17 protein-coding genes and 1 pseudogene are annotated in these 18,780 nt (G+C 73.0%); 11 read left to right on the forward strand and 7 right to left on the reverse strand.

Going from position 1 to position 18,780, the window contains the following annotated elements; all coding sequences use genetic code 11:
• The 3 genes from ACIQFZ_RS18735 to ACIQFZ_RS18745 all read right to left on the reverse strand — a co-directional run bounded on the left by ACIQFZ_RS18735 (position 1) and on the right by ACIQFZ_RS18745 (position 2,186).
• The gene (locus ACIQFZ_RS18735; RefSeq protein WP_376652423.1) at positions 1-453 is read right to left on the reverse strand and encodes a hypothetical protein; all 453 of its coding nucleotides are present in this window, start codon (positions 451-453) and stop codon (positions 1-3) included.
• Between the two features lie 114 nt (positions 454-567).
• The gene (locus ACIQFZ_RS18740; protein ID WP_100568361.1) at positions 568-1,227 is read right to left on the reverse strand and encodes a response regulator transcription factor; all 660 of its coding nucleotides are present in this window, start codon (positions 1,225-1,227) and stop codon (positions 568-570) included.
• Between the two features lie 2 nt (positions 1,228-1,229).
• A complete protein-coding gene (locus tag ACIQFZ_RS18745; protein ID WP_376652424.1) occupies positions 1,230-2,186 on the reverse strand; it encodes a HAMP domain-containing sensor histidine kinase in 957 nt (318 codons plus the stop codon).
• 297 nt (positions 2,187-2,483) lie between these two features.
• Between ACIQFZ_RS18745 and ACIQFZ_RS18750 the strand changes: the two genes are divergently transcribed.
• The 7 genes from ACIQFZ_RS18750 to ACIQFZ_RS18780 all read left to right on the forward strand — a co-directional run bounded on the left by ACIQFZ_RS18750 (position 2,484) and on the right by ACIQFZ_RS18780 (position 12,633).
• Positions 2,484-2,807: a TraR/DksA C4-type zinc finger protein gene (locus ACIQFZ_RS18750; RefSeq protein WP_225076525.1), complete on the forward strand. Its 324-nt coding sequence runs from the start codon at positions 2,484-2,486 to the stop codon at positions 2,805-2,807.
• A 57-nt stretch (positions 2,808-2,864) separates the two neighbouring features.
• A complete protein-coding gene (locus ACIQFZ_RS18755) occupies positions 2,865-3,236 on the forward strand; it encodes a TraR/DksA C4-type zinc finger protein (RefSeq protein ID WP_365419513.1) in 372 nt (123 codons plus the stop codon).
• On the forward strand, positions 3,233-4,057 hold the full coding sequence (locus tag ACIQFZ_RS18760; protein ID WP_383061332.1) for a rod shape-determining protein: 825 nt from the start codon (positions 3,233-3,235) through the stop codon (positions 4,055-4,057). Before ACIQFZ_RS18755 ends, ACIQFZ_RS18760 begins: the two co-directional genes overlap by 4 nt.
• A gap of 91 nt (positions 4,058-4,148) precedes the next feature.
• Positions 4,149-4,802 carry a hypothetical protein gene (locus tag ACIQFZ_RS18765; RefSeq protein ID WP_402691718.1) on the forward strand — a complete coding sequence of 218 codons (654 nt, stop codon included), beginning with the start codon at positions 4,149-4,151 and terminating at the stop codon, positions 4,800-4,802.
• A gap of 446 nt (positions 4,803-5,248) precedes the next feature.
• The gene (locus ACIQFZ_RS18770; RefSeq protein WP_402691719.1) at positions 5,249-7,330 is read left to right on the forward strand and encodes an SPFH domain-containing protein; all 2,082 of its coding nucleotides are present in this window, start codon (positions 5,249-5,251) and stop codon (positions 7,328-7,330) included.
• Between the two features lie 171 nt (positions 7,331-7,501).
• The gene (locus tag ACIQFZ_RS18775) at positions 7,502-12,460 is read left to right on the forward strand and encodes a DNA repair ATPase (RefSeq protein WP_402691720.1); all 4,959 of its coding nucleotides are present in this window, start codon (positions 7,502-7,504) and stop codon (positions 12,458-12,460) included.
• Positions 12,461-12,465: 5 nt separating this feature from the next.
• Positions 12,466-12,633 (forward strand): hypothetical protein, encoded by a 168-nt coding sequence (locus tag ACIQFZ_RS18780; protein WP_365419499.1) that lies wholly within the window; start codon positions 12,466-12,468, stop codon positions 12,631-12,633.
• Between the two features lie 24 nt (positions 12,634-12,657).
• Here ACIQFZ_RS18780 and ACIQFZ_RS18785 read toward each other — a convergent pair whose 3' ends face one another.
• On the reverse strand, positions 12,658-12,924 hold the full coding sequence (locus ACIQFZ_RS18785) for a GlsB/YeaQ/YmgE family stress response membrane protein (RefSeq protein WP_141359764.1): 267 nt from the start codon (positions 12,922-12,924) through the stop codon (positions 12,658-12,660).
• A gap of 210 nt (positions 12,925-13,134) precedes the next feature.
• Here ACIQFZ_RS18785 and ACIQFZ_RS18790 point away from each other — a divergent pair, with 210 nt between their 5' ends.
• Positions 13,135-14,295: a TerD family protein gene (locus ACIQFZ_RS18790; protein ID WP_402691721.1), complete on the forward strand. Its 1,161-nt coding sequence runs from the start codon at positions 13,135-13,137 to the stop codon at positions 14,293-14,295.
• 43 nt (positions 14,296-14,338) lie between these two features.
• Complete coding sequence (locus ACIQFZ_RS18795) at positions 14,339-15,001, forward strand: transglycosylase SLT domain-containing protein (protein ID WP_402691722.1); 663 nt, start codon at positions 14,339-14,341, stop codon at positions 14,999-15,001.
• 32 nt (positions 15,002-15,033) lie between these two features.
• Here ACIQFZ_RS18795 and ACIQFZ_RS18800 read toward each other — a convergent pair whose 3' ends face one another.
• The 3 genes from ACIQFZ_RS18800 to ACIQFZ_RS18810 all read right to left on the reverse strand — a co-directional run bounded on the left by ACIQFZ_RS18800 (position 15,034) and on the right by ACIQFZ_RS18810 (position 17,831).
• Positions 15,034-15,717, reverse strand: a complete 684-nt coding sequence (locus tag ACIQFZ_RS18800) for a phosphatase PAP2 family protein (protein WP_365419491.1) — start codon at positions 15,715-15,717, stop codon at positions 15,034-15,036.
• Between the two features lie 631 nt (positions 15,718-16,348).
• Positions 16,349-17,272: a hypothetical protein gene (locus ACIQFZ_RS18805; protein ID WP_402691723.1), complete on the reverse strand. Its 924-nt coding sequence runs from the start codon at positions 17,270-17,272 to the stop codon at positions 16,349-16,351.
• Positions 17,273-17,540: 268 nt separating this feature from the next.
• The gene (locus ACIQFZ_RS18810; RefSeq protein ID WP_383055718.1) at positions 17,541-17,831 is read right to left on the reverse strand and encodes a TetR/AcrR family transcriptional regulator C-terminal domain-containing protein; all 291 of its coding nucleotides are present in this window, start codon (positions 17,829-17,831) and stop codon (positions 17,541-17,543) included.
• Between the two features lie 45 nt (positions 17,832-17,876).
• Here ACIQFZ_RS18810 and ACIQFZ_RS18815 point away from each other — a divergent pair.
• A pseudogene (locus tag ACIQFZ_RS18815) lies at positions 17,877-18,050 on the forward strand (AhpC/TSA family protein); the annotation flags it as partial.
• Positions 18,047-18,415 carry a YrdB family protein gene (locus ACIQFZ_RS18820; protein WP_383055719.1) on the forward strand — a complete coding sequence of 123 codons (369 nt, stop codon included), beginning with the start codon at positions 18,047-18,049 and terminating at the stop codon, positions 18,413-18,415. The pseudogene ACIQFZ_RS18815 and the gene ACIQFZ_RS18820, both read left to right, overlap by 4 nt.
• Positions 18,416-18,780: the final 365 nt, after the last annotated feature.

Raw genomic sequence — 18,780 nt, forward strand, 5'->3', positions numbered from 1 at the left:
TCAGATGCCGAAGGCCCGCGGCGGCGCCCGACCGCCGTCCTGCACCACGTGCACCGTGCGGGCGGCGACGGTCACCGGGACCGGTCGCGTCCGCCCGGGTGCGGGGAGGGGGACGTCCGTGACGTCCTCGGCGGTGGCGAACTGCCCGTGCGCGACGGGCCGGTCCCCGTGGAACTCCTGCCGGGTGCCGTCCTGCCCGGAGCAGACGACGGTGCACCCCTGCCCGGCGTGCGGGGCGTCCGCGGGACGCTCATCGGTCCCGGAGTGGCCGCCGCCGGGCGCGGAGCCGGAGTGCGGTCCGGGCGCGAGGTGCGCGACGGACGCCGCCGCGGTGGCGGGTGCGGGCAGCGGCGGGGGGCTGCCGGTGGTGAGGACCGCCAGCAGGGTGAGCAGCGCGGCCGTCAGGAGGGCCAGGGCACGGGACGCGGGGGCGGTGCTCGGCGCTGGGTGCATGCACCGTCCCCTTTCGTGTTTCGTGGTGGCACTCGTGGCGGACGCGGGTGTCGTACCCGGGATCCCGGCCGGGGAGTGGGCAGCCGGGACCCCAGGTGGTCGTGGGGCGGGCGGTCAGGGTTCGATCAGACCGGCCCGGATGGCGTAGCGGGTGAGTTCGAGCCGGTCGCGCAGACCGAGCTTCTGGAGCAGGTTGGCGCGGTGCCGCTGGACGGTCTTGATGCTGATGAAGAGGATCTCGCCGATCTCCTTCGAGGAGTGCCCCTCCGCGACCAGCTTCAGGACCTCCTCCTCGCGGGGCGTCAGGACCTGGTCCGGGGTCTCCTCGCCGTGGCGGACCCGGTCCAGGTAGTTGCGGATGAGCGCGGTCACCGCGCCCGGGTACAGGAACGGCTCGTCCCGCATCGCCGCCCGGCACGCGGCGACCAGGTCCTGGTCGGCGACGGACTTCAGCACGTACCCGCTGGCACCGGCCTTGAGGGCCTGGAAGAAGTACTGCTCGTTGTCGTGCATGGTGAGCATCAGGATCCGCAGGTCCGGCTTGAGCGCGACCAGCTCGCGGGTGGCCTGGAGCCCGGTCAGCCGGGGCATCGCGATGTCCAGCACGGCGAGGTCGATGTCGTGGGTGCGGGCCATCTCGATGGCCTCCGCGCCGTCACCGGCCTCGGCGACCACCTCGAGGTCCGGTTCCTGGTCGAGGATGAGCCGCACCCCCCGCCGTACCAGCGCGTGGTCGTCGGCGAGCAGGATGCGGATCGTGGTCGGCTCGGACATGGTCAGGTCTGCTTCCTGGGGACGACGGGCGCGGTCAGCCGGACCTCGGTTCCGGCCGCGGGGGCGGGGGCGATGTCGAGGCCGGCCCCGATGAGCAGGGCCCGCTCGCGCATGCCGCGGATGCCGGCGCCTTCGTGCGCCGCCTTGATGCCGCGCCCGTCGTCGGTGATGGCCAGCTCCACGGCGCCGTCGGTGTGCCGCAGGCTGACCTCGATCCGTTCGGCGTCCGCGTGCCGGGCCACGTTGGTCAGGCTCTCCTGGGCGACACGGTAGAGGACCAGCTCCGTCTCCGGCTCCAGGGCGGGCAGGTCGGCGTCGAAGCGGCGCACCACCTGCAGCCCGGTGTGGGTGGCGAAGTCGGTGGTCAGCGAGGTCAGCGCGGCGACCAGACCGAGGTCGTCCAGGACCCCTGGCCGCAGCCGGCGCACCAGCCGGCGGACCTCGTCCAGGCTTCCCCGGGTGATCTCCTGCGCCTGGAGCAGTTCGTCGCGCAGCAGCGCGTCCGCCTCGTCCGCTGCCCGCTTGAGCGCGAGCAGGATCGCGGTCATGCTCTGGCCCACCTCGTCGTGCAGCTCCTGCGCGATACGGCGCCGCTCGGCCTCCTGGGCGAGCAGGACCCGGGCGCTGCTCGTGGCCCGCTCGTTCTCCAGCCGGTCGAGCATGGCGTTGAACGTGCGGATCAGCTCCGCGACCTCACCGCCGCCCTGCTCGGGCAGCCGCTGTCCTGGGCGCAGCAGGTCGACGGTGGTCATCAGCTTCGTCACCCGGTCCACCGGGGCCAGCCCCCAGCGCAGCAGGGCGGCGTTGGCGACCAGCATGACGGCGAGACCGCCCACCAGGATGACGGCCTCGGTCAGCACGACCGGCACCGAGACGGTCACCGGGGCCCACAGCAGCAGCGCGGTGGCCGTGCCCAGCACCACTGCGTTGAGCCCGAAGATCCGCCAGAACAGGGACACCAGGGTTGAGCCTCCTTGCGTGATGCGTTCTGCCTCTACTGTCGGGCATCGCGCATCCTGGACGAGCCGCGGTCCCTGGTCCCGACCGGGCCTGCTGCCAGTCTGCCTTCCGCCGGCCGCCGGGAGCGATGGGGCACGGTCCCCATTTCGCCGGGTGCGGCCTACCCATGCGCGTGTCGAGTGGATCCCCCGACCGGCCGCAAATGGGCTCTGGACCCGATGGGAAACCGCGGCGGGTTCGACCAGGGTTGATGTGACCGACCCCCGTCCCCCGTTGCAGAAAGAAGGGCACTGACGATGTCGCTCGACGCCGCCCGGACCGAACCCCGCGAGCGCCTGTCCGCTCAGGAGGCCCGCCGGCGCCTTGAACACGCCCGCGGGACCCGGCTGGTCCAGCTGGAAGCCCTCGGCGAGACCGGGCAGACGGCGGACGACCACCTGATGTCCTCCCAGCGCGAGGCCATCCAGCGGGTGCTGAAGGAGATCGACGAGGCGTTCGCCCGTATCGAGGACGGCACCTACGGGACCTGCCTGGAATGCGGCAAGCCGGTCCCGGCGGAGCGCCTGGAGATCCTGCCGTACACGGGGCACTGCGTCGCCTGCCGGCGCCGTACCGCCTGACCCTGCCCGCCCCGTCCGTCCTGCCTTCGTCTTCCGCCCTGCCCAAGGGGTGAAACGGTGAACAACCAGATCATCGGCGACCGTGACACGTACCTGACGGCCGAGGACCTCGCCGCGCTCCGCGCGAACCTCGACGAGCAGCTCACGTTCCGCCAGGAGCAGTTGGAGCAGATCTCGGCCGCCGCGACGTCCCGCGCGGACGCCCTCCTCCAGCAGCAGGCCGCCTCGCAGGTGGAGGTCCGCGTGAAACTCGCGGCCTCCGCCCGCATGGTCCTCGCCGACGTCGAGGCAGCCCTGGCCCGCATGGACGAGGGCGGCTACGGCACCTGCCACCTGTGCCGGCGTCCCATCGCGCGGGAGCGGCTGGAGATCGTGCCGCAGGCCCGCTACTGCGCGCGCTGCCAGCAGGTCAGGGAGGCCGGACGGTGACCGTCACCCAGCGTTCGCGTGCCGCCGCGGCCACCCGGCACCGGCCGTGGCCGCTGGGCCGGCAGGGCTGGGGCATCGCCCTCGACATGGGCAGCGCCCGCACCCGCGCCTGGGTCGCCGGGCGGGGGCTGGTCCTGGACGTCCCCACGGTGACGTTCCCCGGCTCCGGGGCGGTGTATCCGATCCAGCGCGGCACGATCATCGACACCGAGGGCACGGCCCGGATGCTCGACCGCCTGCTCGGCAACCGGCTGCCCCGCTTCACCCGCCCCCTGGTCGTCCTCACCGCCCCCGTCCTGGACGGGGTGGCCTTCCGCAACGAGGCCCGTACGGCGGTGGAGGTGCTGCGGCCGCGCGGCGTGCTGACCATTCCCAGCGCGCGGGCCGTCGCCCTGGCCGCGCGCGCGGACCTGTCCCGCCCACTGCTCGTGGTGGACATCGGCGCGCATCTGACCGAGGTGGTGCTGCTGTCGGAGGGCGCCGTCGTCGACGCGCGCCGCACCGCGCTGGGCACCAGCGACCTCGACTCCGCCCCACCGGTGCAGATCTGCGAGGCGGTGGCCACCATGGTGACCGCGATGCTGCGGCAGGACCGTACGTCGCTCACCGTGGACGCGCTGCGCCGCGGCGCGCTGCTGGCCGGGGGCGGAGCCCTGCGCCCGGAGATCACCTACCACCTCACCGGCAGGCTGCACGCGCCGCTCAAGGCCGTGGCGGCGCCGCACACCGCCGCCGTCCGCGGCGCCGCCACCCTGCTGCGTTCCGCGCACGACCACCTCGAGGGTCCGGCGGGCGAGCCCTCCAAGTCGCCCGCCCCGTAGACCAGCCCCCGTCCCCACCGCGCACGGAGAAGAGGACCACCAGACCACCAGAACCACCAGAACGACGAGGACACGGAAGGAGGGCCGCACCATGGCCGGCGGCATCCCTCGGGCCCAGCCGCCCCCCGAAGGGCTGTTCCCCGACGACCCGCTCCCCGACGAACTCCCCAGCCGCGTGCTCTGGCGCCTTCGGCGCAACCCGATGCGCCGCCCCAGCGACCTGCTCCAGGCGTGGATCGGCCTCGGCATCCTGCTGGTCGTGGTGACCGGCGCGCCCGTGGCCATGTTCTTCGTCGGCAAGACCGCCCTGCGCTACTACGAGCAGGCGGCCGAGCACCAGGAGAAGACGCGGCGACAGACCACCGCGGTCCTCCTGCACGCCGCTCCCCGCCATCCCGAGCCGGGCTCCGAGGAGGCGAAGAAGACCCGCTACCCGGTACCGGTGCGCTTCACCGACCCGGGCGGGCTCGCCCGCACCGACAGGACCGACGTCGAGCCCGGCCTGCCCGCCGGCAGCTCCGTCGACATATGGGCCGGCACCGACGGACGCATCACCGAGCCGCCCCTGACCACCGCCCAGGTCCGCAGCCACAGCACGGGCTGGGCGATCCTCGCCGCGCTGGCCGTCCCGGTCGCCGGCGCCGCGGCGTACGGCGCCGCCGGCCTGCTGCTCCGCCGCCGCAACCTGGCCGCCTGGGACAGCGCCTGGGCCTGCACGGCCCCCCGCTGGCCGCCATCCCCGTGATCGTGGGGTGCGGGCGGCGCGGGCCGCGCCGTGTCGCATCCGGTACGGCCCGCGAAGACGGTGGCGCTTTCCGAACTTTCCGAGTCCCACTTTCCGAGCCCGGATTCCCGATCTTGATGCTGCACTATCAGGTCACCGGCAGGAAGTACCGCCGAACACTGCCGGAGACCGGCAATGTGCGAGGTGGGCCCGATCGGGCATCATGTTGCGAGGGGAGCACCGCGGACGGTTCCGGTGCCGGACACCGGCAGATGTCCGGTGCCGGGGCCGGCAGGGGGGAAGTACCGCCGCCCGGTGCGTCGCAGGGGGAAGAGGGGGCTCGACGATTCCGCGGCGCACCCGCCGCCCGCCGCCCGGCGCCTCAGCCGCCGGGACACGGCGGGGGCCGGACCCGGCCACCCGGTCTCTCCCTTACTCACCGTTCCTTACCGTCAAGGACGTATGCCATGGATGTCATCGGCGCACTCGTCGCGGCCTGCCTGCTCCTCGTACTCCTCACGCTGTTCACCTTCTCCCGGCTGTTCCGGAAGGTGGAGCAGGGCAAGGCCCTGATCGTCTCCAAGATGCGCAAGGTCGACGTGACCTTCACCGGCCAGGTCGTCCTGCCGGTGCTGCACAAGGCCGAGGTCATGGACATCTCGGTGAAGGCCATCGAGATCACGCGCACCGGCCGCGAGGGGCTCATCTGCCGGGACAACATCCGCGCCGACATCCGCATCACGTTCTTCGTACGGGTCAACAAGACCGTCGAGGACGTCGTCAGGGTCGCCCAGGCTGTCGGCACCGCCCGCGCCAGCGACCGGGACACGCTGCAGGAGCTGTTCCACGCCAAGTTCTCCGAGGCGCTGAAGACCGTCGGCAAGCAGATGGACTTCACCGACCTCTACACCAAGCGTGAGGAACTGCGGTTCCAGATCATCGAGGTCATCGGTGTCGACCTGAACGGCTACCACCTCGAGGACGCGGCGATCGACTACCTGGAGCAGACGCCGCTGACCCAGCTCGACCCGGGCAACGTCCTCGACGCCCAGGGCATCCGGAAGATCACCGAGCTGACGGCCGTGGAGCACGTGCGCACCAACGAGGCGCAGCGCACCGAGCAGAAGGAGATCACCCGGCAGAACGTCGACGCGCGCGAGGCCATCCTGGAGCTGGAGCGCCGCCAGGCGGACGCCGAGATCAAGCAGAGGCGGGAGATCGAGACCTCCCGCGCCCGCGAGGAGGCCGAGACCGCCCGCGTGGTGGAGGAGGAGCGGCTGCGCGCGCAGAGCGCCTTCCTGCACACCGAGGAGGAGCTCGGCGTCCAGCGTGAGAACCAGGCCCGTGAGGTCGCGGTCGCCGCGAAGAACCGCGAGCGCGTCATCGCCATCGAGAACGAGCGCATCGAGAAGGACCGCCTCCTGGAGGTCATCGCCCGGGAGCGGGAGACCCAGCTCACCCGGATCGCCGCCGACAAGGAGGTCGAGGCGGAGAAGCGGGAGATCGCCGAGGTCGTCCGCGAGCGGGTCGCGGTGGACCGTACGGTCGCCGAGCAGGAGGAGTCCATCAAGAAGCTGCGCGCCGTGGAGGAGGCGGAGCGCGAGCGCCAGGCCGTGATCATCGCCGCCGAGGCGGAGGCGCAGGAGAAGCTGGTCAAGGACATCAAGGCCGCCGAGGCCGCCGAGCAGGCCGCCACCCACCGCGCGGCCGAGGAACTCACCATGGCCGAGGCCCGGTTGAAGACCGCCGACCTCGACGCGCGCGCCAAGCTGCGCCTGGCGGAGGCCGTCAAGGCCGAGGCCGCCGCGGAGGGACTGGCCGCGATCCAGGTCCGCGAGCAGGAGGCCGAGGTCATCGAGAAGGCCGGCCGCGCCGAGGCCGAGGCCATGCAGGCCAAGGCGCTGGCCGAGGCCCAGGGCATCGAGGCACGGCTGCGCGCGGAGGCCGAGGGCGCCCAGGCCAAGGCGCTCGCCGAGGCCGCCGCGATCGGCGAGAAGCTGAAGGCCGAGGCGGCGGGCCTGACCGAGAAGGCGGCCGCGATGGCCGCCCTGGACGAGGCCTCCCGCGAGCACGAGGAGTACCGGCTGCGGCTCCAGGCGGAGAAGGAGATCCGGCTGGCCGGCCTGGAGGCGCAGCGGCAGGTCGCCGAGGCGCAGGCCACGGTCATCGCGACCGGCCTGGAGCACGCCGACATCGACATCGTCGGCGGTGAGTCGATCTTCTTCGACCGTCTGATGAGTGCCATCTCGTTCGGCAAGGGCGTCGACGGCTTCGTGGAGAACTCCCGTACGGCGCAGGCTCTGGCGGCGCCCTGGCTGGACGGCTCGTCGAGCTTCCCCGACGACCTCGCCCGGATCCTCGGCCAGGTCAACTCGGCCGACGTCAAGAACCTGACGGTCTCCGCGCTGCTGATGAAGATGATGCAGTCGGGCGGCACGAACGCCGGTCAGCTCCAGCAACTCCTCGACCGCGCCGGTGAGCTGGGCCTCGCCGACACCCCGCTCACCGCCCTCAACGGCACCGCCCTCAACGGCACCGCCCGGGTCTGACGACCCGCGGGACGGGCCCCAAGCCGCCGCCGGGGGGCGGCGGTTGAGGGCCCGCCCCGCGGATCATGCCGGAATCACGGGGCCGGGACGCCCCGCCGGCGGGAGCCGGCCTGATCCGCCGGACAGGCCGGGCCCCGGGCCCGCACCTCTTCGCGAAGGGACGCACCACCCATGGCCACCGCCCTGGAGACGGGTTCGTACGACTCCGTGGACACCGGAACGTACGAGGTGCTGCGCGACCGGCTGACCGCGCAGGCCGCCGAGCTCGCCCGCGGGGCCGAGCGACTCAACGCCCGACGGGCCGAGGAGTTCGGCGCCCCGCGCCTGGACCTCACCGGTACCGGCCGGCTGCGCACCGAGCACCCCAGCGTGCCCCGCGACGTCGTGGCCGTCGGCGACCGCCTGCTGTTCGGATACAACGGCAACCGGCCCGAACCCGAGGTCGGCGACGTCTTCGCGCTGTACGACCGGGAACTGAACCGGCTGCCCGAGGACGCGGTGCCCGGACTCCTCGACGACCCCGCCTTCGTACGGGAGTTCGGGGCCCTGCACCGCTACTACCGGCAGGCCCGGCTGCTGAGCCTGCGCCGCCTGGAGGGCCGGCTGCTGGCCGTCTTCCGGACCGGCGAGAAGGCCGGCGACATCCGGGTGCTGCGCTGGACGCTCACCGCCGACGGCCGGGCGGCGTTCGTGGACGGGCGCGGCGAACGCGACCATGTGCCGCCGCCGTCCCACGACTTCGAGTGGACCGCGACCGGCCGCGGGGACCACGTCCTGGGCCGCCACCCGCACGTCTCCGTGCGCGGCGAGATCTTCGTCTCCACCGTCGGCGGCCACCTCACCGTCAAGACGGAGGACGACACCGAGACCGGCGAGGGCATCCACAGCGAGCCGGTCGACGAGCCGCTGCAGGCCCTCGCCGACGCGGACATCGCGCACGCGAGCGTGGGCCCGCTGATCCTGCTGCGGATCCGCCCCTACAAGGAGCAGGCCCACCGCTACCTCGTCTTCCACACCCTCACCAGGGCCGTGGTCCGCCTCGACGGCATCGGGCAGGCCTGCCGCCGCCTGCCCGACGACCAGGGCATCGTGTTCCCCGGGGGCTACTGCCTGGCCACCGGCGCCCACAAGGCCTACGAACTGGACAGCACGGGCCTGGAGTTCGAGCGCGAGGTGCGTTCGCCCTACGGCGAGGACGTGCTGTACGCCTTCCACGCGCCCGCCGAGGGACGCAGCCTGCTGCTGTCGTACAACACCATCCGCGAGGAGGTCGCCACCCCGCTGTCCTGCCACGGCTGGGCGCTGTTCGACGACGGCACGCTGATGGCGCTGCGCACGGACCCCTCGGCCGGCCCCGACGAGCCGGGCCGCGTGCACCCCCTCCAGCTGTGGAGCTCCCCCTACGTCTCCGACACCCACGCGGGATCCACGGGCACCGGACCTTCCCCAAGTTCTCAACTTCGTTCGAACAGGGGAGACCCCATTCGCCGGGTCGGCAACGCCGACCTGGTACGCGGCATCTCCGACTGCCTGTCCATCAGCCGCGCCGTCGCCGAGACCACGCCGACCACCGAGGTGTACGAGGCGCTGGCCGCCTCCTGCGTCCGCGCCCTCGACAGCCACCACTGGCTGGGCGAGGAGGAACTGGGGGACCTGCGCACCCCGCTGGACGCCGTACGGGCCACCGCCGAACAGGTGCTGGAGGAGTTCCGTACCGTACAGGCGCTGACCCGGCAGGCCGCCGACGCGCTCGAAGCGGCCGCCGGCCGGCTCGCCGCGGTGGTGCGCCGACTGCGCGGCGAGGCACCGCGCGGGGCCGCCGCCTGGGTCGGCGGCCTGAGCGAACTGAGGCAGTCCCAGGGCCACTTGCTGACCCTGAAGGAGATGCGGTACGCCGACACCGCCCGCATCGACGAGCTGGCCGCCGAGGCGGAGGCCGACCTCGCCACGTTCGGGCAGCGGGCGGTCGCCTTCCTGGCCCGCGAGGACGCCTTCGCCGACCACCACGGGGAGGTCGAACGCCTTGCCGCCGACGCCGAGTCGATCGGCAGCGTCGCCGAGGCGGCACCGGTCGCCGGCCGGCTCGACGACCTCGCCGGCTCGCTGCGCACGGTCACCGAGGTCGTCGCCGGCCTCGACATCGGCGACGCCACCGTGCGCACCTCCGTCCTGGAACGCGTCGCCGAGGTGCTGGGCGGTGCCAACCGAGCCCGTGCCCTGCTCGACGCCCGCCGCCGCGAACTGCGCGACCAGGAGGGACGCGCCGAGTTCGCGGCCGAGTTCGCGCTGCTCGGCCAGGCCGTCACCGGCGCGCTCGCGTCCGCGGACGATCCGGAGTCCTGCGACGAGCAACTCGCCTCCATGCTGGTGCGGCTGGAGAACCTGGAGTCCCGCTTCGCGGAGTTCGACGACTTCGTCGGCGAGCTGACCGACAAGCGCACCGAGATCTACGAGGCCTTCTCCGGCCGCAAGCAGGGCCTCCTGGACGCCCGCGCCCGCCGCGCCGAACAACTCGCCGCGTCCGCGGGCCGGGTGCTGGAGACGATCGCCCGGCGCGCGGCCACGCTCGCCGACGCCGACGCCGTCAGCACCTTCTTCGCCTCCGACCCGCTGGTCGCCAAGGCCCGCCGCACCGCCGAGGAACTGCGCGAACTCGGCGACCCGGTACGGGCGGAAGAACTGAGCGGCCGCCTGAAGTCCGCCCGCCAGGAGGCGGCCCGCGCACTGCGCGACCGCACCGACCTGTACGCCGACGGCGGCCGCACCCTTCGCCTGGGCACCCACCGCTTCGCCGTCACCACCCAGCCGCTCGACCTCACCCTGGTCCCGCACGGCGACGGCCTCGCCTTCGCCCTGTCCGGCACCGACTACCGCGCCCCGGTCACCGACCCGGGCTTCGCGGACACACGCCCGTACTGGGACCGGCGGCTGCCGTCCGAGTCGCCCGAGGTCTACCGCGCCGAACACCTCGCCGCCCGGCTGCTGCGCCGCCACGGCGCGGCCGCGCCGGCCGAGGCCGACCTGCCGGCCCTGGTGCGCGGGGCCGCGGAGGAGGCGTACGACGAGGGCTACGAGCGCGGCGTCCACGACCACGACGCGACGGCGATCCTCACCGCCCTGCTCCCCCTGTACGAGCAGGCCGGACCCCTGCGCCACGAACCCGCCGCGCGGGCCGCCGCCCAGTTGTTCTGGGCGCACGGCACCACCGCCGAGGCCCGTACGGCCTGGACCCGGCGAGCGGCCTCCCTGGCCCGCGCCCGCGACGCCTTCGGCCCGTCCCCCGCCATCGCCGAACTCGCGGCGGAACTCGCGGCGGCCCTCGAGACCTGGCCGGCCGCCCCGGGCGGCCAGGGACCGGCCTCCCTGGGCGCGGGCGATCTGGCGCCCGCTGCCGCGGCGTATCTGTTCCAGGAGCTGACGAGCGGACCCGAGGGGTTCGTCATCAGCGTCGCCACTCGCACCCTGCTCGACAAGTTCCGGCGCACCGTGGGCAGTTCCGCCTACGACGAGGACCTGGCCGCGCTCGACGACCTCGCCGCTCGGCGCCAGCTGGCCGAGGCGTGGCTGTCGGCGTACGTCACCTCCACCGGTACCGAGACCACCGCCGGTGACCTGGCCGAGGCGGTGGCCGCCGAGCTGTGCCCGGACCTGCCCCGCTACGAGTCCGAGGTCTCCCCGGTGACCACGGTCGAGGGCCTGCTCGGCACCCACCCGCGCATCGAGGGCCGCAACCTCACCCTGCGGATCGACGAGTTCCTGGCCCGCACCGAACGCTTCGAGACACGGGAGGCACCCGCTTTCCGTGCCTACCAGCGCCGCCGCACCGCCCTGGTCGACACCGAGCGGGCCCGGCTGCGCCTGGACGACCACCGCCCGCGCTCCATGGCCGCGTTCGTCCGCAACCGGCTCATCGACGAGGTCTACCTGCCGCTCATCGGCGACAGCCTCGCCCGCCAGCTCGGCACCGCGGGCGAGACCAAGCGCACCGACACCGGCGGCCTGCTGCTGCTCGTCTCGCCGCCCGGCTACGGCAAGACCACGCTGATGGAGTACGTCGCCGACCGCCTCGGCCTGATGCTGGTCAAGATCAGCGGCCCGGCGCTCGGCCACGCCGTCACCTCGCTGGACCCGGCCGAGGCCCCCAACGCCACCGCCCGCCAGGAGATCGAGAAGATCAACTTCGCGCTGGCGGCGGGCAACAACACCCTGCTGCTCCTGGACGACATCCAGCACACCTCACCGGAGCTGCTCCAGAAGTTCATCCCGCTGTGCGACGCCACCCGCCGTGTCGAGGGCGTCCGGAACGGCGAGGCGCGCACCTACGACCTGCGCGGCAAGCGGTTCGCCGTCTGCATGACCGGCAACCCGTACACCGAGTCGGGCGAGCGCTTCCGCGTCCCCGACATGCTCGCCAACCGCGCCGACGTCTGGAACCTCGGCGACGTCCTCACCGGCAAGGAGGACGTCTTCGCGCTCAGCTTCCTGGAGAACGCGCTCACCGCGAACCCGGTGCTGGCCCCGCTGGCCGGCCGCGACCGCCGCGACCTGGACCTGTTTCTCCGGCTCGCGGGCCACGACCCCGCGGCCCGCGCCGACCGGCTCGGGCACCCCTACGCGCCCGCCGAGGTCGAGCAGATCGTGTCCGTGCTGCGCCATCTGCTCAGCGCGCGCGAGACGGTCCTCGCGGTCAACGCCGCCTACATCGCCTCCGCCGCCCAGTCCGATGCGACGCGCACCGAGCCGCCGTTCCGGCTCCAGGGCTCCTACCGCACCATGAACAAGATCGCCCAGCGGCTGCGGCCCGTCATGAACGGCGCCGAACTGTCCGCCGTCCTCGACGACCACTTCACCGCCGAGGCGCAGACCCTCACCACGGGAGCCGAGGCCAACCTGCTGAAACTGGCCGAACTGCGCGGCACCCTGACCTCGCACCAGGCCACTCGCTGGGCCGAGTTGAAGTCGGCCCACGTCCGTGCGCAGGCCCTCGGCGGCCCGGCCGGGGATCCCCTCACGCGCGCGACCGCCGCCCTTGCTCTGCTGGCCGACCGGATGGGTGCCATCGAGGCCGCCCTGACCGGCCGCACCGCCTCCCGGGCCCGGCACGCGGCCGAGCACGCAAAGGAGGAGTGACCACGATGGAGACGATGACGGCGGTCATCGCGGCGATAGCCTTGATGACGCCCTTCCTGGTCCCGCTCAGCACCGCCACGCTGATCGTGGCGGCCAGTACGACCGTTCTGGTCCGCCGCGACCGCCGCCGGGCCCACGCCTACCGGTGCCCGTCGCCGGCCGAGGAGGAGTGAGCGCTTCCCGGGCGGTGCCGCCGATCAGTTCCGCGAGTTGCCGAACAGGAGGCGGTAGCCGATGAGCAGCACGAGCGAGCCGCCGATGGCCGCGCCCCAGGTGTAGAGGTCGAAGAAGTTGCTCTCCACGGGCCGGTCGAGGAACCTGGCGGAGAGCCACCCGCCCACGAACGCGCCCGCGATGCCGATGAGAGTCGTGCCGATCAGTCCGCCCGGGTCCCGCCCCGGCAGCAGGATCTTGGCGATGGCCCCGGCTAGCAGTCCGAGGATGATCCAGCCGATGATGCTCACGTCGCCTGTCCTCCAGGAGTGTTGGTTACCCGATCGCATGGTTCCGGATGCCTGCTATGGCCAGGACGCGAGGTACGGCGCCCGTGGTTGCCTGGCCGATCCGCATCCAGCCACATATTTTCATTATTGCGCAATCCTGGAACTGCCGAGGAGGGCACGCGCGTTGACCTCCATGAACACGGGGGACCGGAAAAGCTGCGGAGGAGTTCGATGAGTGTGCCCTTGACCAAGGGCGGCAACGTCTCGCTGAGCAAGCAGGCTCCCGGCCTGAGGGCGGTCACGGTCGGGCTGGGCTGGCAGGCGGATGCCGGATACGAGCTGGACGCCAGCGCGCTGTTGTGCGACGCGTCCGGCAAGGTGCTGTCCGAACGGCACTTCGTCTTCTTCAACAACCTGAGCAGCCCCGACGGTTCGGTCCGCCACAGCGGCGGCAGCCCCGTCGTCGGCGGCGACCAGGAGATCGGCGTCGACCTGACCCGTGTGCCCGACGAGGTCACGAAGGTGGTCTTCCCGGTCTCGCTCTACGAGGGAGCGGCCCGCGGGCAGTCCTTCGGCCAAGTGCAGCGTGCCCACATCCGCGTGCTCGACCAGGAGAGCGGTGCCGAACTCGCCCGGTACGACCTGGCGGCCGGCGGCCTGGCCGGTGAGACGGCGCTGGTCTTCGGCGAGCTGTACCGGCACGGCGCGGAGTGGAAGTTCCGGGCGGTCGGCCAGGGGTACGCCTCGGGCCTCGCGGGCATCGCCGCCGACTACGGCGTGGACGTCCTGCGGGAGAGGGCCGACCCGGCCCCGAGTCCGGCTCCGAGCCCGGCCGCGTCCATCCCGGGCCCCGGTGCGGGGGCGTACGGGACGACCCCGCCGGCGCCCATGCCCACGCCCCCGCCCCTGCCCGCCGTCCTCGTGACGCCGACACCGACCCTGGTGTCCCCCCAGCCGCCGGCCGTCGCCGCACCGCCGCACCCCACGAGGAGCCCCGACATGACCTGCTTCTTCGACCCCGGCCACGGCCCCGGCACGACGAGCGTCAGCTGGTACCCGCAGTGGGGCGTGCCCCGGCCGGTCCAGGCGTGCGCCGAGTGCGCGCAGCGCGTCCAGACCACCGCGCCGCCGTTCTACACCCCGCCCCAGCCGATGAGCTCCGGGTATCCCCAGGCCCAGCAGGGCTATCCGCAGCAGGGCTATCCGCAACAGGGGTACCCGCAGCAGGGCTACCCGGCTCCCCAGGGCGACCAGCAGCAGGGCGGCCGCCGCTTCGGCACCGGCGCGCTCATCGGCGCCGGCGCGGCCGGCCTGGTCGGCGGGGCCCTGCTGAACGAGGCGTTCGACGACGACGAGCCGGACGTGGTGATCAACAACTACTACGAGGAGTGACCGGCTCCGTCGGGCCCGGGGAGCGGGACGGAGAGGACGGGACATGACCGGTACCCGGTCGCGCCGGCGCTGGCCGGCGGTGGTGCTTCTGGCCGCCGCCTGCTACATCGCCGTGCGCGCGGTCGGCGGGCTGCCCTCCGGCTCCGCTCCCCGGCCCGCGCCGGCGGTCCCGGCCCCGTCCACCGGCCCGGCGCGACCCTCGGCGACGGCGACCACGGGACCGTACGACCCGGCCGACCACGCCACCCAGGTGCGCCGGAGGGCCGGCCAGGCGGGCGTCAGCGCCCAGCTGCTGATGGCGATCCTCTACAACGAGTCGTACAAGCCCCACGAGCCCGGTCTCGAACGGGCCTGGCAGAAGTACAAGCCGGACGCCGCCTTCGGCATCGCCAACATGCACCGTGTGACCTTCGACGCCACCAAGAAGAACCGTGACTTCGCGAACCGCTCCTGGGACGAGCTGCCCGACGACCGCGACCTCGCCGTCGAGGCCGCGGCCTGGTACCTGCACGACCTCGCGGCCGTGCTGCCCGCCCACTGGCCGGCCCCGTACAGCAGGAGCGATCTGCTGGCCCTCGGTTACAACACCGGCCAGGGCAACATGCTCGCCTTCGCCCGCGGGGCCACCCCCGGCAGCCAGGCCCGGTCCTACCTCGACAAGCTGCACGCGAACTGGGCCAGAGCCGGCCGGGCGGTCCGCTCCTGATCCGACGAGAGGCGCCGTTGCCTGTCGGGACGCTAGATCCGGGCCCGCGCCGCCGCCCGGCCCGTGCGCGCCGTCGGCCGGGCCCGCTTCGCGGTCCGGGCGACGAGCAGCGGGCCCAGGGGCCCGGCGCCCAGCCGTTCCACCAGCGGCGGGGCGAACCGGCGCGCCATCAGCACGACGATCAGGGTGACGACGGTCCCCACCAGGGCGCCGACGCCGACGTCATGGGGGTAGTGGGCGCCGACGTAGACGCGCGAGGCCCCCATCGCCACGGCCGCGAGCAGGGCGATGGACCCCAGCCACCGGTTGATGACGAGCAGGGCCACCGCGAACGCGAAGGCGACCGTGGTGTGGTTGCTGGGGAAGGCGTAGTCGTCGACCGGGGGACACGCCTCGATGAGGAAGTCGTGCGGGAGGGCCCGGCAGGGGCGCGGTTCCTCGAAGACGTTCTTGATCCCGCTGTTGACGACGTACGCCAGGACCACGGCGAACGGCGTGGCCAGTACGGCGGCCATGACCGTGTTCTCCTGGCGCCGGGCACGCCACCAGGCCACCAGCAGGAAGAGCGCGAACAGGCCCATGCCGAGGTCGGAGAAGAGCGCGGCGGGCTCGTTCAGCCAGTGCGTGTCCCGAGCGAAGTTGGTGACGTCGGTGTAGAGGCCGCCGTCGATGGCCGCGCCGTCGAGCCCCGTGGCGGGCGGGGAGGAAGTCGTCATCAGGTGGATCTCCGGGCCATGGGTCCACGTGCGTGAGCGCTCCGGGGAACGCGTGTGAACACACGCGGACGCAGAAGTGGAACCCTCGTGAAGTCTGGCCGTCCGAGGGATGAACGTCTACAGATTGGTAGACGGTAGCAGTTGGAGATCGGGTTGCTTCAGGCGCCGTCGTATTGCCGCCGGGCCGATCACGGCCTCTTGAGGGCGGGCGGTCGCGGCCAAGGGCGTCCTCGCGCTCGCGGCCGTCCAGCCCGGCCCGCACGGCAGCGCCACGACCAGGCAAATCCGCGGGGAACGCTCCGGCGGCGGGCTCATGCGGCCGCCGGGCCGGCCGAGTGACGAAACACCGGCCAAGTGATGAAGCAGGGGCAGACCCGCCACGGGGGGGTGCGAACGAGTCTGCCCCTGCCACGATGCCGCCCGCGTACCTCCCCCCGGAGAGCAGGCGGCCTGACCCCGCCCGGGGTCACTAGGTTCAGCGCTGCTGGAGCATCGAATGTCACGGGTCCCGGTGCACTGACACGAAGTCGACACAACTGTGCAGTAAGGCGCTCATCGCGTCACTCAGTGCGTCACAACTTGCATGCCGCATTCCACGTGATTCCACGGAATTCCATGCGATTCCAAGCGTTCACGTGCCGGATTGGCCGCCGGATTGCCCGGTCTTCGCCGCGCCGGCCTCGGGAGCGCGGCCCGGTGGACTGGTCTGTCCGTTCTTCTCGTTCTTCGCGGTCTTCGCGGTCTTCGCGTTCTTCTCGACGGCCGAGTTGCCGTTCGGCTGTCCGTTCTCCCTGCTCGGGTCGCTCGCGCTGCCGGGGTTGCTTCCGCTCCCGGGGCTGTTCCCGCTCCCGGAGCTGTTCCCGCTTCCGGGGACGTTCCCGTTGTCCGAGCCGCTCCCCTTGCCCGGGTTGCCGGTCTCGGTCTGCGCCAACTGGTCGGCGCAGTAGGCGTCGACGTTGTCCTCGCCTCCGGCGGCCTCGATGAACCGCTTCCAGGCCGTCGACTCCAGCGCCTTGCCGCGGTCCTTCACCGCCGCGTACGCGCGGCAGTGGGCCTGGATGTCCTTGGCCGTCGGCGGGTGGTCCCGGGTCACGGAGGGAACGGGAGTGGGGGAGGCGGGCCCGGACGGTGCGGCGTCGGCGGGCGCCGGTGCGGGCGACCGGTCGGGCGACGGAGCCTGGGGAGCGGTGGGCGACGGATGCCGCCGTGCGTGATCGTCGTCCCCCGCCTTCCCGTCGGACTTCGGTGAGCCGATCGCCGCGATCGCCACGCCGCTGAACGTCAGGCCGGCGAAGAACACGGCGATGGCGGCCCGCACCGAACGCCGCCCCGGGACGCGCCGCGGTCGCCAGTCGTCCCGTCTCCGCACCCGTGCCTGCTGGTGGACGCCTTCCGCCCGGGCGGCCCGGAAGGCGGCCACGGCCCGCTGTTCGGCCGACGCGTCGAGGGCCTCGGCGCACAGGGCGCTGCGGAGGGCGGGTTCCAGCGCGGTGGCGCGGGTGTCGCCGTCGCCGCCGGGCCCGCGGCCGCCCGTGCCGGCGCGTCGGCGGTCCACGCCCCCACCGTCGCTGTATCGGTCGCCCATACCCGTGTCCATCCCATGCGGTTGCTACTCGTTCGCTCTACGGATCCGACGCCCTCGCTGCTCATTCCGACTGCCTCAGCGTATGGAGGCCCTATCCCGTCACACCCGGCCTCTGCCGAGCGGTCCGGCCAGGACGGTGCACGGCGTGTTCACGGGCGGGCACGGCTCGGTCGCCGTCGGCACGGACGGCGCATGCCGTCAGGCACGCCGTGCGCCTCAGGCCGCCTTCAGGCAGTCGTCAGGCGTCGAGGTCGCCGAGGCCATCGAGGAACAGGGCGAGTCCTCCCAGGAACTCCTGGTCGGCGCCGACGTTCCGGGCGTCCCGGGCGGTCTCCGCCATGTGCGGGAACTCGGCGGACGGCAGCTCGATGATGGCCACGGTGCCCGGACCGGACAGGGCCCCGAGTTGTTCGAGCTGGATGGCCCCGATGACGTAACTGAGCAGTCCGCGCAGGGCGACGACCCGCCGCTCGCCCGTGACGCCCGCCTCGGTGAGGACGGCGAGCACGGCCTCCGACCAGCGCAGCACCCCGAGGGAGTGGTGCCGGTGGGAGATGGCGAGCGGGACGATCGCCGGATGGGCCTCCCCGCCGACTTCCTCGTCGCACCCGACGGCCGGGTCCTCGCCGCCAAGTACGGTGAGCACGTCTACGACCAGTGGTCGGTCGACGAACTGCTGGAACTGGCGGCCGTGCACGTGACGAAGGCGATGAAGGTGACGAAGGCGACGGAGGGCGACTCCCGGTGACGCTTCCCGGCTCGTCGCACGTGATCAATGAAGGGCTGGCGTTCCTCCTGGAGGTGCTGGCCCTGGCCGCCCTCGCCTGGTGGGGGTGGCAGAGCGCGGACCACACGGCCGCGCGTCTCGTCCTCGCCGTCGCCGCTCCCGCGGCGGCGGCCGTCGTGTGGGGTCTGTTCGCCGCCCCGAAGGCCCGGGTGGCGCTGCCGTTGCTGGGCGTTCTGGCCGTGAAGGCGCTGGTGTTCGGCGCCGCGGTGGCTGCCCTGTACGCCGTCGGCCGGGACAGGTGGGCCACCGTCTTCGCCGTCGTGGTCGCGGTCAACACCGTCCTGGCCACCCTGGACCGGAACGCCTTGATGCACCGCGGATCCTGACCCGCCGTCCGCGGCTCACTGCGGCGGGTCGGACCGCCGGAGCAGCAATCCAAAAGGGCCTCGCTCACGTACGCGAAGTACGGCTGCAACCTGTGGACACCTCCCTGGTCGGCCGGCTCCCGTGCGGCGGGGATCCGGATGCGAGACGCGCTCCCCGAACGCCCGGGATGGCGCCCAAGACCGTGCCGCCGCCTCCCGCGGCGGCGGTCGTCCGTCTCGCACCGCCAAGACCGCGCAGGCCACGGCGGCACGGGCCGATGCGGCAGAAGGAAGAGTGCGTTCACCGTGCGAGTACAAAGCGCACGGCGCCTCGCCGCCGCGTCCGCGGCCACCGTTGTGATGGCCGGCGGCGCCGCGATCGGCAC

It is taken from the genome of Streptomyces sp. NPDC093064, assembly GCF_044754605.1.
GTDB lineage: Bacteria > Actinomycetota > Actinomycetes > Streptomycetales > Streptomycetaceae > Streptomyces.